Raw genomic sequence first — 12,494 nt, 5'->3', positions numbered from 1 at the left:
AGCCAAGCGTCACCCTCGTGACTGAGCCCTACTTCCCGAACATCGTGGCGGGGAACGCGCCCGCGGCGACCACCGTTCGGCTCAGGGACTTGCCGATCTCGCGCAGCCGCAGACACTTCTCTTCGCCGAGGTGGATGTACGGCGCGGTCGCCGCCGCGTCCGTGGCCGCCTCGACGCGCTCCCGCAACGCGACGCCGTCGGCGGTCAGTTCGCCGTTGCCGTCCAGGATGCCTTGCTCGCGCAGCCGCTCCACCCCGGCAGCCCACTGTTCGTCGGACCAGCCTCGGGTGGCTTTCGCTGCGGTCTCGGTGAAGCCCTTCCCCGAGGCGCTGTGGGTGATGAGCGCGGCGAGGCCGTCGACGCCCTGGGTGGTCAGCGCGGCGATGTGGCCGTCACCCCTGAACTCGCGCAGCAGCGTGATTCCGTGCCACAGCGCCAGGTGCGGTTGCTCCGGCCAGTCCAGCTCGGCGTGCGCGGCGTACAGCGGCCTGCCATGCGGGGCGCAACCCGCCGTCGCTTCGCGCGCCAGTTCGGCCGCCTCGGCGACCTCGGGCGAGTCGACGGCGTCGCCGAGCAGGCGGCGCAGTGTGGCGTCAACGACGTCAAGCCGGGTGGCGAGGATCGTGTCCGGCGACGCGAGCCCCCACGCCTTCGGGATGTGGCGGGCGACGAGGTCGGGGTTGAAGTTGTAGAACGTCGCGGTGACCACGCCGGCGCCGACCGGACCCATCGGGGCCGACCTGCTCGCGAAGTAGGTCATCCTGCCTGGCTTGAGGCCGATTCCGGCGAGCTTCTCGTCGGCTTCCGGCGCGAAGTAGATCAGCGAGTGCAGCGGATCAAGGGCACGGTGGCATTTCGCGGCGAGCTCGGCCGCCTTCCCATCAGACATGCCGGAAGGATACCCACGAGTAGAAAGTGGCGGTGGAGTTCCCGCGCGATCGCCGGGCCACCAGCCGGGCGTCCGCGCGGGAACTCCACCGACCCCCAGACCGATGAGTGGCGGGACCCCGCTCCATATGGAGGGGCTGCGGGGTCCCGCCACTCGGCCCGCGCCTCGCCGTTACGTCGCGGCGACGAAGTCCCGCACGTCTTGCGAGACCGCGTCGTTGCTGAGGAAGGCGCTGTGGCTGATGCAGCCGACCCAGGTGTTCTTCGCGCCGTCGAGCAGGACGCTGTCGTCCGGGTTGATCACGCCGTCGCAGGACGACCACCATGTGCCGTAGTCGACCGATCCCGGGGTCTCGTCACCCGCGTTGAGCTTGGTGAGGAAGTTCGAGCCGGGACGCATCTCGTAGCAGGACGTCGTCCAGCACCAGTACGCCGAGTTGGTGCCGTGGTTCGGGCCCGCGAGCGAGACCCAGTCGTCGACGTAATTCGTGCCGTCCAGGAACTTCACGTACCAGCGGGAGTTGAGCCCGCCCATGGAGTGCGTGACGACGTCGACCTGCGCGGCACCGGTCGTCGCGCGCACGTCATCGATCAGGGTGGCCAACTGCTTGGCGGTGGTCTTGTTGGACTGGCCGGAGTTGTAGTCCCAGGCGTACAGTTCGCTGTCGGTGTATCCGGCGGCCTTGAAGTCGGCCACCATCTCGTCCCATGCCGAGCTACTGCTGGACCAGCCGTGCACGAACACGACCGGGTTGCGGTCGGCGGCAGCGGCCGCGGGCGCGGCGAACAGGGAGCCGAACGCGAGGGCGGCAACGGACAGCAGGAGAACGAGACGTCGCGATGGCGAGGTTGCGCCACGACGTCTAATCTGGTCACGCAGGGTCATCATTGTCCTCTCGGGTGTGACGAGTGGGATGGCTCACAGCATGACGTGTGGTGGGTTCGCCGTCTTTGCGCCAAACGGCCAAGATCTGGCCAACGAATGTTGTGATCCGACACAATGTTGCGCCGTGCGAACTGAGACGTGGCCGACAGCGGTCGTCGAGCGGCTGCTGTCCGAATTACCCGGCCTGAGCGCGCAGATCGTCGCGCGGTTGGCGCGGGACGTGCCGTCGTTTCAGATGCTGCCCGACGACGTGCTGCAGATGGAGATCCGTCCCGCGGTGGACGAGAACCTCACGATGGTCTTCCAAGCGTTGCGGGACAGCAGCGAGTTCAGCTTGGAACACCTCGGTGATCCGCTGCGGCGGGTGATGTACCGGGTCGAGGAGAACCTGTCGTTCGCGGATGTGCTGCAGGCGTACTTCATCGGCTCCCGCATGGCGTGGGACTGGGTGCTCGAACACGCCAACCCGGACGACCGGGTGGCGCTGCACGGGCTGGTCGCACCGATGACGAAGCAGATGGAGCGGATGTTCGTCACGGCGGCGCGGGTGTACTTCGAGGAGCAGGAACAGCTACACAGCGAGGTCGGCCAGGCGCGGCGCGACCTGGCTGCCGCGCTGCTTGCGGGTGAGGCCGCCGAGGAGTTGGAAACCCCGGCCGGCGTGCGGGTCGCGGAGGGCTACGTGGTCTGCGCCTGGCACGTGGCGCGGCCATCCCCGCCAGGCACGGTGCGCTCCACACTGGTGCGACGGCGACGCGTCAGAGGCGCGTTCGACGACAAGTTCGACACCACCGTGCTGACCGTGCTGGACGAGCGGGGTGGCACGGCGCTGGTGCCGACCGTGCCCGAGCATGCTGGCGACGTCGTGGCCACGCTGCGCGGGTTCCTGGACGAGCTGACCGGAATCGTCGGTGGTCCCGTTGTCGCGGCCGCCGCGGTTGCGCCGTCGGTGGGGGAGGTGCCGGATGCTGCGCGGGAGGCGCGCGAAGTGCTGCGGGTCGCCCTGCTGCTGGAACGTCCGCCAGAGGTGTATGTGCTGGATGACCTGGTGCTCGAGGTGCAGCTGGCACGGCCAGGTGTTGCCAATGACCGCCTGGTGCAGCGGCTGGCCCCGCTGCGGTCCCGGCACGAACTACTAACGACGTTGCGCGCGGTGATCGAGGCCAAGGACAACCGGCGCAAGGCCGCCTCGGCGTTGCACGTACACCCGAACACGTTGGCGTACCGGCTGCGCCGGATCGCGGAGGTCACCGGGCTCGATCCGGCCGACTCGGAGGGGATGCGGGTGCTCTCGGCCGCGCTGACGGCGCACGATCTCCGCGACGCCACGTCGTCCGGGTGAGCGCGGTCCCTCGGCGTGCCGACGGCCGCGCGATGCGGTGAGATCATGGCCTACGCACACACGAGTGCGCCGGGGCAGGTCAGTAGGATGACGCGCATGCCAGAGCCAGCAACGAAGGTCTCCCTGACGGGCATCAAGCCGACCGGCGAACCACACCTCGGCAACCTGATCGGTGCGATCCGGCCCGCGCTGACGTTGGCCGAGGAGTACGACTCGATCTACTTCATCGCCGACTACCACGCGCTGACCAGCGAGCGTGACCCCGCCGCGTTCCGGCACTACACGCGGTCGGTGGCGGCGGCTTGGGTGGCCGCTGGCCTCGACCCGAACCGGACGATCTTCTACCGGCAGTCGGACGTTCCGGAGACCTTCGAGCTGACCTGGATCATGTCCTGCGTCACGGGCAAGGGCCTGATGAACAGGGCGCACGCCTACAAGGCCGCCCGCGACCGCAACATCGAGGCGGGCGAGGACCCTGACTTCGGCATCAACATGGGGCTATTCAACTACCCGGTCCTGATGGCGGTGGACATCCTGATCATGGAGGCCGACGTCGTTCCGGTGGGGCGGGACCAGGCGCAGCACGTCGAATACGCCGCCGACATCGCGGGAAGCTTCAACCACCTGTACGGCGACTCGTACCGATTCAAGATCCCCGAGGCGGTCATCCCCGAGGAGGATTCCGCGCATACCGTGCCCGGCCTCGACGGCCGGAAGATGAGCAAGTCGTACGAGAACACGATTCCGCTGTTCCTGCCGGAGAACAAGCTCAAGAAGCTGGTGCGGCGGATCCCGACCGACTCCACGCCGGTCGAGGAGCCCAAGAACCCGGACAGCTCGACGGTGTTCCAGATCCTGGAGCACTTCGCGACGCCGGAGGTCATCGCCGACACCCGCAAGCGCCTCGAGGCGGGCGGCGTTGGCTGGGGTGAGCTGAAGAACCAGCTGTTCGAGGTGCTCAACGCCGAGCTCGCGCCGCTGCGGGACCGCTACAACGAGCTGATGGAGCCGGGCAGCGACCTGGACACCTACCTCGCCGAAGGTGCCGAGAAGGCCCGCGAGCGGGCCGGTCGGGTGCTGCGCTCGGTGCGGTCGGCGGTGGGGATCAGCTGACGGTCGTGGCGGTGCCTGTGGCGGCGAGTGTCACCACTCGGGATGGTACGTGATGTGGATCTCGCGTGCGTTGCCAAGCACCCCATCGCCAGAGTGGAACTCGGTGCAGTAGTGCCCATCGGCGCGTTCATGGGCTGGCTGGATGTCGAGGAATCGGGACGCGGTATCCCGGAAAACCGGCGCGCTGCCGACCATGAACAAGGTCTCGGCGTGCAAGTGCTGGTGGAAGCGGTCCCGGTTCTCCCGATAGTGGCGCGCGTCGACATCCCGCTCCGGGCGGGGCCCGTCAGCCTCGGGGATGCTTGCGGTCTGCCGCCGCCCCCTGTCCAGCTGACCGCGTAGCTGTTTCCAACGCGCTGGTTTGAACTGCATCGAGTGGTGCAGCAGCACGAGATCGACCTGCGAGGCTGGCCGCACGGCCGCTGGAGCTGCGTTGGCTCGCAGGGGGAGGTGGATCAGCGATCGAGCGGACCGTGCTGCGAGTAGCCACAACGCGCCGATGCGTCGCGCGGTGTCGTGGTCGACCCACATCGTCAGCCACCGGTCGTGGTCCGCGAGGACGGCGTTGGTCAGTGGCTCGAGAGGCCTGATGACCCGGAATCGGTCACGTCCGAGCTGGGCACCATGGATGGTGATCGGAAGCCGCACGCCCGAGCCGTTACCAGCCGCGTTCGCGCCACTCGGGCAGCTTCGGCCGTTCCGCGCCGAGCGTGGAGTCGTCGCCGTGACCTGGGTAGAACCACGTGTCGTCCGGCAGTGTGCCGAACACGCGCTCCTCGACGTCGTTGACCAGTGACGTGAAGTTCTCCGGCGTCGTGGTCTTGCCGACCCCGCCAGGGAACAACGAGTCGCCGGTGAACAGGTGCGGGTGACCGCTCGGGTCGCGGTAGAGCAGCGCGATCGAGCCGGGCGTGTGGCCGCGCAGATGGATGATCTCCAGTTCGCACTCACCGACCGAGATGGTGTCGCCGTGGTTGAGCAGGATATCCGGCGGCACCGGAAGCGGCCCCGCGTCGTCGGGGTGCGCCGCGGTGTTCACGCCGTACGACCCCGCGATGGCACCGAGCGCCTGCCAGTGGTCGGCGTGCTGATGGGTGGTGACGATGGTGCGCAGGGTCGGCCGGTCCTGCCCGTAGCCGATCATCTCGGAGATGCGCTCTGACTCGTTCGCCGCGTCGATGAGTAGCGCCTCGCCGCTCGAACGACAGGTGAGCAGGTAGGCGTTGTTGTCCATCGGCCCGACGGACAACTTCGTGATCGTCAGCGCGTCGAGCGTGCGCCGTTCGGCGTCGCCGCCGGGTGCGACATGGCCGGTGTAAGTGTCGAGAATCCGCACGGTCCCCACCCTAACGATCCATCGTGTCCCCCGCTCGCGACGCCGTATGCCCGGTATCTCATGCGGCTGACGTCACGTTATGAGGTAGGCCTGTGATCACCCGTGACGTCGATCTCGTACTGTGTGCCGGATTCAACTGGTAGACAGGGGACTCGCGTGGCCGGAACCGAATTGCGTGGCGCCGCAGTGCGTCCACCGAGCGCCCGCAAGATCAACTGGGACTTGATCCGCGTTGTCGCGGTGGTCGCCGTGATGATGGGGCACATCACCTTCATCGGCCCAGCGGTCATGCCCGGTGTCGACTCGTACCCGGTCACGGTCTCCATGCGCATGGGCGCGTCGGTACTGCTGGTGATCTCGGCGTTCTTCGCGTGCGTCACGATCCGCCGCGAGGAGCCGGGCCGGTGGTTGCGACGACGTCTCGCGCGCCTGCTGCCCGCGTACCTCACCGCGGTCGTCCTCACCTACGTAGTCACTCGGGTGGCGGTACTCGCCTTCAACGGCTGGCATGTGCGGAACGGCCTGATCGGTGTCCTGTTCGGCACGCCGTACGCGACATCACCCGCAGCGCACGATCCGTGGTACCTGCCAACCCCCGCTGACCTGCTCGCCAACCTGACGCTGCTGCAGCCGTGGAGTGCGGACCTGCGCTTCATCGACTGGGCGTACTGGACGCTTCCGGTGCAGGTGGCCGCGTTCATCGGGGCGGCGATCTTGTGGCGCCGTCGGCTGCGCGGGGCGCGGCTGCAGACGCTGGCGCGGGTGCTCGTTCTGCTGCCGGTCGTGTTGTGGCCGCTGAAGTGGCTGCCACAGCCGGTGACGGCGGTGCTCGGCACCATCCAGGCGGGCACCGGGATAGGGCACGCGTACCTGTTCGGTCTCGGCGTCGCGATCTGGTTGTGGTCGCGGCGGGAGATCTCCCACGTCGAGCTGGTTGTGCTCGGCTCGGTCGGTGTTGTGCTGCATGCCGTCAAGGCACCCTTCCCTACGGAAGCGGGCATCGGCTTCGCGGTGATGCTCGTGCTGATCGCCGCGGCCGCGCGGGGACCGGAATGGGACAACTGGGTGCTGCGTGCTCTGCGGCGCCCGATCGTGTGGTTGGCGGGCATCAGCTACAGCCTCTACCTCGTGCACCAGCAGCTGGGCTTCGTGCTCGCACGGGTTCTCTCCGATGCCGGAATGCCGGGGTGGCTCCGGTTGGTGCTGGTCACCGGCGCGGCGCTGCTCGCGGGGTGGGCGTTGACAGTGCTGGTCGAACGCCCGGCGTATCGAAGGCTCACCAGCGGTCCACCGCGTCAGGAACGGGGAACACCGGGTCCGGAGCGGCGGACACGACGTCCGGAAGGCGGAACACGGCGTCGGGAATGGGGGACACGGCGCCTGCGGCGAGGAGCTGAGAGGGAACGCGAGCCCGAACTTGTCGGGGGTCGGCTTTAGCATGGGTGCGACGGCTTGCTCAAGCCGTGATCGCTACCCACAGTGCCAGTGAAGGGAAACCCTTCGGTGTCCGACCGTCTCGTCGTTCGTGGTGCCCGCGAACACAACCTGCGCAGCGTCGACATCGACCTGCCCCGCGACAGTTTGATCGTGTTCACCGGGCTGTCCGGGTCCGGCAAGTCGAGCCTCGCGTTCGACACGATCTTCGCTGAGGGGCAGCGCCGCTACGTCGAGTCGCTGTCGGCGTACGCGCGCCAGTTCCTCGGCCAGATGGACAAGCCCGACGTCGACTTCATCGAAGGGCTCTCGCCAGCCGTCTCCATCGACCAGAAGTCGACGTCGCGCAACCCGCGCTCGACGGTCGGCACCATCACTGAGGTCTACGACTACCTGCGGCTGCTCTACGCCCGCGCGGGCAAGCCGCACTGCCCGCAGTGTGGCGAGCCGATCCGCAAGCAGACGCCGCAGCAGATCGTCGACCAGGTGCTCGACATGGAGGAGCGCACCAGGTTCCAGGTGATCGCGCCGGTCGTCAGGGGGCGTAAGGGCGAGTACGTCGACCTGTTCGCGAACCTCCAGCAGCAGGGTTACTCCCGCGTGCGCGTCGACGGCGCGGTGCACTCACTGACCGACCCGCCGAAGCTCAAGAAGCAGGAAAAGCACGACATCGGCGTCGTCGTGGACCGGCTCACGGTCAAGGCGAGCGCCAAACAGCGGCTCACCGACTCGGTTGAGACGGCGTTGCGGCTCGCGGACGGCCTTGTCGAGCTGGACTTCGTCGACTTGCCGGAACACGATCCGCACCGAACCAGGGGGTTCTCCGAGAATCTGGCGTGCCCGAACGGGCATCCGCTAGCCGTCGAGGACCTGGAGCCGAGGTCGTTCTCGTTCAACTCGCCGTACGGCGCGTGCCCGGACTGCACCGGCATCGGCGTGCGCAAGGAGGTCGACCCGGAACTGGTCGTTCCGGACGACGAGCTCTCGCTGGGCGACGGTGCGATCGCGCCGTGGGCTGGCGGCCAGACCGCGGAGTACTTCCAGCGGCTGCTGACGTCGCTGGCCGAGGCCATCGGATTCCGCATGGACACCCCGTGGCGCAAGCTACCCGCGAAGGTGCAGAAGGCCGTGTTGCACGGTGTCAACGAGCAAGTCCACGTCAGCTACCGCAACCGTTACGGCAGGAAGCGCTCGTACTACGCCAACTTCGAGGGCGTCATCCCGTTCCTCGAGCGCAGGCGGGAGCAGACCGAGTCGGAGTACATGCGGGAACGCTACGAGGGCTACATGCGTGAGGTGCCCTGCCCCGCGTGCCAGGGCACCAGGCTCAAACCGGAAATCCTCGCGGTCACCATGGAACACAAAACCAAGGGCGCGCGCTCCATCGCCGAGGTCTGCGCGTACTCGGTGTCCGAAGCGTCGGAGTTCCTGGACGGCCTCGTGCTTGGTGAACGCGAGGCGATGATCGCGGGCGCGGTGCTCAAGGAGATCCAGGCGCGGCTGCACTTCCTGCTCGACGTCGGGCTGGACTACCTCTCGCTTGACCGCGGTGCGGGCACGCTCTCCGGGGGAGAGGCGCAGCGCATCCGGCTCGCGACGCAGATCGGATCCGGCCTGGTCGGCGTGCTGTACGTGCTGGACGAGCCGTCGATCGGGTTGCACCAGCGCGACAACCACCGGCTGATCGAGACGCTGAGCAGGCTGCGCGACCTCGGCAACACGCTCATTGTCGTCGAGCACGACGAGGACACCATCACGTCCAGCGACTGGGTGGTCGACATCGGTCCCGGCGCGGGTGAGCACGGTGGCGAGATCGTGCACAGCGGCCCGTACGAGAAGTTGCTGACCAACCGTAAGTCGTTGACCGGTGATTACCTGGCCGGGCGCAGGGAGATCAGCGTCCCTGCCGTGCGGCGTCCGGTGGACCGGAAACGTCAGCTCACCGTGGTCGGCGCGCGGGAGCACAATCTGCGCAACGTCGACGTCTCGTTCCCGCTCGGCTGTCTGATCTCGATCACCGGGGTGTCCGGGTCCGGCAAGTCCACGCTGGTCAACGACATCCTGGCGACCGTGCTGGCGAACAAACTCAACAACGCGCGCCAGGTGCCGGGCAGGCACACCAGGGTGCGCGGGCTGGACCTGGTGGACAAGCTGGTGCGCGTCGACCAGTCACCGATCGGACGGACACCGCGCTCCAACCCCGCCACCTACACCGGCGTGTGGGACCACGTGCGCAAGCTGTTCGCGGCCACCACCGAGGCGAAGGTGCGCGGCTACCAGCCGGGGCGGTTCTCGTTCAACGTCAAGGGCGGGCGATGCGAGGCCTGCGCCGGTGACGGCACGATCAAGATCGAGATGAACTTCCTGCCGGACGTCTACGTCCCGTGCGAGGTGTGCAAGGGCGCTCGGTATAACAGGGAGACGCTGGAGGTCCACTACAAGGGCAAGACCGTTGCCGAGGTCCTCGACATGCCCATCGAGGAGGCGGCGGAGTTCTTCGAGCCGATCAAGGCGATCCATCGGCACCTCAAGACGCTCGTCGACGTCGGCCTCGGGTACGTGCGGCTGGGCCAGCCAGCGCCGACGTTGTCCGGTGGTGAGGCGCAGCGGGTCAAGCTGGCTTCCGAACTGCAGAAGCGATCCACCGGGAAGACAGTGTACGTGCTCGATGAGCCGACAACCGGACTGCACTTCGAGGACATCTCCAAGCTGCTCGGCGTCATCAACGGATTGGTCGACAAGGGCAACACCGTGATGGTCATCGAGCACAACCTCGACGTCATCAAGATGTCGGACTGGATCATCGACCTCGGACCCGGTGGCGGCTCTGGTGGCGGCACCGTGGTCGCGGAAGGCACCCCGGAGGACGTCGCCGCCGTCCCGGGCAGCTTCACCGGCCAGTACCTCAAGCCGATCCTGGGCTGAGCTTTCGCGAGCACCTACGCTGGCGAGGTGTCCCGAGACAGTTACCGCTTTCGCGATGTCTGGACGGTGCGCGCGGACGCCGAGGCGGTGTTCGCCACGCTGGCCGACGTCGATGGGTATCCGGCCTGGTGGCCCGATGTCCGTGACGTGCGCAGGCAGGACGGTGACTCCGGGGATGTCCTGGTCAGGGCGGTGCTGCCGGTCGCGTTGCGCCTGCGCCTCAAGCGTGCGGAGGAAGACACCACGACGGGCACCATGCGGGTCGCCATTTCCGGTGACTTGGAGGGTTACTGTGGCGCCCAGGTCGTCGAGGACGGCGATCGCACGGTGGTGTGGATCGAGCAGGACGTGGTGCTGTGTAAACGTTCACTGCTGCCGTTCGAGCCGGTGATCTGGCCGATGCTCAGGGCCAATCACGCGGCGATGATGTGGCGCGGCCAGCGTGGTCTGCGTCGTTACCTGGCCTGAGCGCTGCGCCGACGGTGCAGGTCCAGGTCTTCGCCGGGGTTATTGCCCAGGAAACCGGGCATTCCGTGCGATAGCCGGCGTCACTTTCGCGATTCCACCGGCGAAGGTGTCGGATGTGGCGCGGCCTGGGGCGTTACCTGGCGACCCCTCAGCTCACCGGCCCGGTGTACTTCTCGCCCGGCCCCATGCCAGGCGCGTCCGGCACCGCCGATGCCTCTCGGAATGCCCGCTGCACCGACTGCAAGCCGTCGCGCAGCGGTCCCGCGTGCGCGCCGAGGTACTCCGCCGATGCCGTGACCAGACCCGCGAGCGCGGTGATCAGTCGCCGGGCCTCGTCGAGGTCGCGGTGCGGGCTCAGGTCGGGGTCCTCGTCGGCGAGGCCGAGGCGCTCCGCCGATGCCGACAGCAGCATGACGGCGGCCCTGCTGATGACTTCCACGCTCGGGATCGTCGCCAACTCACGGGAGCTGAGCCCGGCGTCACCGGCGCCGAGTTCGGAATAATCGGACGAGGATGAATCGTTGTGCTGCACGTCTGCTACCCTTCCATGTGCGACCAGCCCCCGAGAGTTCGGGGGTGAGCAAGTGGAGCCCCGCTCCCACCTGAGTCACCCACCCGGTGGCCGGGTCCGGTCTCGCCGTCGGCGCGATGCCCACGGCGAAGGTGCCCGTGTATGTGGGCATCGATCGGAAGCGGGCCCCAGTTTGCCGTCAGGCAGCAGGGGCTCGACGTTTTTGGGGCACCGGGTCACGCAGACGAACAGGACATAGACCAAGGAGGCCCCATCAGCTCCGACACGCGCATCAATGAGCGCATCCGCGTTCCCGAGGTTCGGCTCGTCGGGCCGAACGGTGAACAGGTCGGGATCGTCCGTATCGAGGACGCCCTGCGGCTGGCGCAGGAAGCGGACCTTGACCTCGTTGAGGTCGCCCCGCAGGCGCGCCCACCCGTGGCCAAGCTCATGGACTTCGGCAAGTACAAGTACGAGAGTGCGCAGAAGGCCCGTGAGTCTCGCCGCAACCAGCAGCAGACGGTGATCAAGGAGCAGAAGCTCCGGCCGAAGATCGACCCCCACGACTACGAGACGAAGAAGGGCCACGTGGCCCGCTTCCTCAGCGCGGGGAACAAGGTCAAGGTCACGATCATGTTCCGTGGCCGTGAGCAGTCGCGGCCCGAGCTGGGGTTCCGGCTGCTGCAGCGGCTGGCTGATGATGTCGCCGACCTCGGGACGATCGAGTCCGCCCCGAAGCAGGACGGCAGGAACATGATCATGGTGCTCGCACCGCACAAAAGCTCAAAATCCAAGACGAAGGCAGGCAAGTAAGCCTCCTCTCGTCGACATCGTTCGCGCACCGGTGCGCCCCCTCGGGGCAACCGGAGGGTCGATCTCGGCCTCTTGCGCGAGCCGCCCGCCCGTTGCAGAGGGACATCGAAGGAGGGGCAGCAATGCCCAAGCAGAAGACGCACAGCGGCACAGCCAAGCGCATCAAGACGACCGGCAAGGGCAAGCTTCGCCGGCAGAAGGCGGGCCGCAGGCACCTGCTCGAGAAGAAGTCGAGCCGCGTCACCCGCAGGCTGGAAGGCACGACCGACGTCGCCACCGGTGACGTCAAGACGATCAAGCGGCTGCTCGGCCGTCGCTGAGCCCCACGCCTGACAACCGCCGACAGATGTACACCCGGGGTGCGAGCAGCGCCCCCTGAATCGACAGGATGGACCCGTGGCACGCGTCAAGCGGGCGGTGAACGCCCAGAAGAAGCGTCGCGCAACTCTCGAACTGGCCAAGGGCTACCGAGGCCAGCGTTCGCGGCTGTACCGCAAGGCCAAAGAGCAGAACCTCCACTCGTTCACGTACTCGTACCGGGACCGCAGGGCCCGTAAGGGCGACTTCCGCCAGCTCTGGATCACCCGCATCAACGCGGCGGCCAGGGCCAACGGCATCACCTACAACCGGTTCATCCAGGGCCTGAAGGCCGCCGGTGTCGAGGTGGACCGCAAGATCCTCGCCGAGCTTGCCGTGACCGACGAGGCCGCGTTCACCGCGCTGGCCGAGGTGGCCAAGCAGAACGTGCCCGCGCAGGACGCCAAGAAGTCGGCCTGAG

13 protein-coding genes are annotated in these 12,494 nt (G+C 67.5%); 8 read left to right on the top strand and 5 right to left on the bottom strand.

Translation table 11 applies throughout. From position 1 onward, the window contains the following. Positions 1 to 28: 28 nt before the first annotated feature. Both AMYHA_RS16095 and AMYHA_RS16090 read right to left on the bottom strand, forming a co-directional pair. The gene (locus tag AMYHA_RS16095) at positions 29 to 889 is read right to left on the bottom strand and encodes an SCO6745 family protein (RefSeq protein ID WP_034272201.1); all 861 of its coding nucleotides are present in this window, start codon (positions 887 to 889) and stop codon (positions 29 to 31) included. Between the two features lie 171 nt (positions 890 to 1,060). Further along, positions 1,061 to 1,774 (bottom strand): esterase/lipase family protein, encoded by a 714-nt coding sequence (locus AMYHA_RS16090; RefSeq protein ID WP_051400425.1) that lies wholly within the window; start codon positions 1,772 to 1,774, stop codon positions 1,061 to 1,063. A 124-nt stretch (positions 1,775 to 1,898) separates the two neighbouring features. Between AMYHA_RS16090 and AMYHA_RS16085 the strand changes: the two genes are divergently transcribed. Beyond that, entirely contained in the window at positions 1,899 to 3,116 is a 1,218-nt protein-coding gene (locus AMYHA_RS16085; protein WP_034272199.1) for a PucR family transcriptional regulator, read from the top strand. A 96-nt stretch (positions 3,117 to 3,212) separates the two neighbouring features. Then, positions 3,213 to 4,229, top strand: a complete 1,017-nt coding sequence (locus AMYHA_RS16080; protein ID WP_034277518.1) for a tryptophan--tRNA ligase — start codon at positions 3,213 to 3,215, stop codon at positions 4,227 to 4,229. A gap of 30 nt (positions 4,230 to 4,259) precedes the next feature. On the opposite strand, the gene AMYHA_RS16075 is transcribed toward AMYHA_RS16080, so the two are convergent. Together AMYHA_RS16075 and AMYHA_RS16070 are read right to left on the bottom strand one after the other, a co-directional pair. Then, positions 4,260 to 4,877, bottom strand: a complete 618-nt coding sequence (locus tag AMYHA_RS16075) for a hypothetical protein (protein ID WP_034272196.1) — start codon at positions 4,875 to 4,877, stop codon at positions 4,260 to 4,262. A gap of 10 nt (positions 4,878 to 4,887) precedes the next feature. Then, positions 4,888 to 5,565, bottom strand: a complete 678-nt coding sequence (locus AMYHA_RS16070) for an MBL fold metallo-hydrolase (RefSeq protein WP_034277516.1) — start codon at positions 5,563 to 5,565, stop codon at positions 4,888 to 4,890. A gap of 156 nt (positions 5,566 to 5,721) precedes the next feature. On the opposite strand from AMYHA_RS16070, the gene AMYHA_RS16065 reads away from it, so the two are divergent. The 3 genes from AMYHA_RS16065 to AMYHA_RS16055 all read left to right on the top strand — a co-directional run bounded on the left by AMYHA_RS16065 (position 5,722) and on the right by AMYHA_RS16055 (position 10,392). Beyond that, positions 5,722 to 7,002: an acyltransferase family protein gene (locus AMYHA_RS16065; protein ID WP_051399983.1), complete on the top strand. Its 1,281-nt coding sequence runs from the start codon at positions 5,722 to 5,724 to the stop codon at positions 7,000 to 7,002. Positions 7,003 to 7,068: 66 nt separating this feature from the next. Continuing rightward, positions 7,069 to 9,924, top strand: a complete 2,856-nt coding sequence (uvrA, locus tag AMYHA_RS16060) for an excinuclease ABC subunit UvrA (RefSeq protein WP_034272194.1) — start codon at positions 7,069 to 7,071, stop codon at positions 9,922 to 9,924. A gap of 27 nt (positions 9,925 to 9,951) precedes the next feature. Continuing rightward, positions 9,952 to 10,392, top strand: a complete 441-nt coding sequence (locus tag AMYHA_RS16055) for an SRPBCC family protein (protein ID WP_034272192.1) — start codon at positions 9,952 to 9,954, stop codon at positions 10,390 to 10,392. Positions 10,393 to 10,540: 148 nt separating this feature from the next. On the opposite strand, the gene AMYHA_RS16050 is transcribed toward AMYHA_RS16055, so the two are convergent. Then, on the bottom strand, positions 10,541 to 10,849 hold the full coding sequence (locus tag AMYHA_RS16050) for a DUF1844 domain-containing protein (RefSeq protein WP_051400424.1): 309 nt from the start codon (positions 10,847 to 10,849) through the stop codon (positions 10,541 to 10,543). Between the two features lie 309 nt (positions 10,850 to 11,158). Between AMYHA_RS16050 and infC the strand changes: the two genes are divergently transcribed. From infC to rplT, 3 genes are all read left to right on the top strand, one after another. Beyond that, positions 11,159 to 11,716 (top strand): translation initiation factor IF-3, encoded by a 558-nt coding sequence (gene infC / locus AMYHA_RS16045; RefSeq protein ID WP_034277511.1) that lies wholly within the window; start codon positions 11,159 to 11,161, stop codon positions 11,714 to 11,716. Positions 11,717 to 11,838: 122 nt separating this feature from the next. Then, the gene (gene rpmI, locus AMYHA_RS16040; RefSeq protein ID WP_034272188.1) at positions 11,839 to 12,036 is read left to right on the top strand and encodes a 50S ribosomal protein L35; all 198 of its coding nucleotides are present in this window, start codon (positions 11,839 to 11,841) and stop codon (positions 12,034 to 12,036) included. A 76-nt stretch (positions 12,037 to 12,112) separates the two neighbouring features. Then, positions 12,113 to 12,493, top strand: a complete 381-nt coding sequence (rplT, locus tag AMYHA_RS16035) for a 50S ribosomal protein L20 (RefSeq protein WP_034272186.1) — start codon at positions 12,113 to 12,115, stop codon at positions 12,491 to 12,493. The last annotated feature ends 1 nt before the right edge of the window (position 12,494 follow it).

Origin of the sequence: Haloechinothrix halophila YIM 93223 (assembly GCF_000504245.1) — a bacterium.
Lineage (GTDB): Bacteria > Actinomycetota > Actinomycetes > Mycobacteriales > Pseudonocardiaceae > Haloechinothrix_A > Haloechinothrix_A halophila.
The sequence above is the reverse complement of the archived record's forward strand: the minus strand, read 5'-3'. Positions and strand labels throughout refer to the sequence as shown.

What these genes read in the sequence shown, in the direction of transcription:
- rpmI (WP_034272188.1), top strand. Translation starts at nt 11,839, where the DNA reads ATGCCCAAGCAGAAGACGCACAGCGGCACAGCCAAGCGCATCAAGACG.
- AMYHA_RS16095 (WP_034272201.1), bottom strand. Translation starts at nt 889, where the DNA reads ATGTCTGATGGGAAGGCGGCCGAGCTCGCCGCGAAATGCCACCGTGCC.
- AMYHA_RS16090 (WP_051400425.1), bottom strand. Translation starts at nt 1,774, where the DNA reads ATGACCCTGCGTGACCAGATTAGACGTCGTGGCGCAACCTCGCCATCG.
- AMYHA_RS16080 (WP_034277518.1), top strand. Translation starts at nt 3,213, where the DNA reads ATGCCAGAGCCAGCAACGAAGGTCTCCCTGACGGGCATCAAGCCGACC.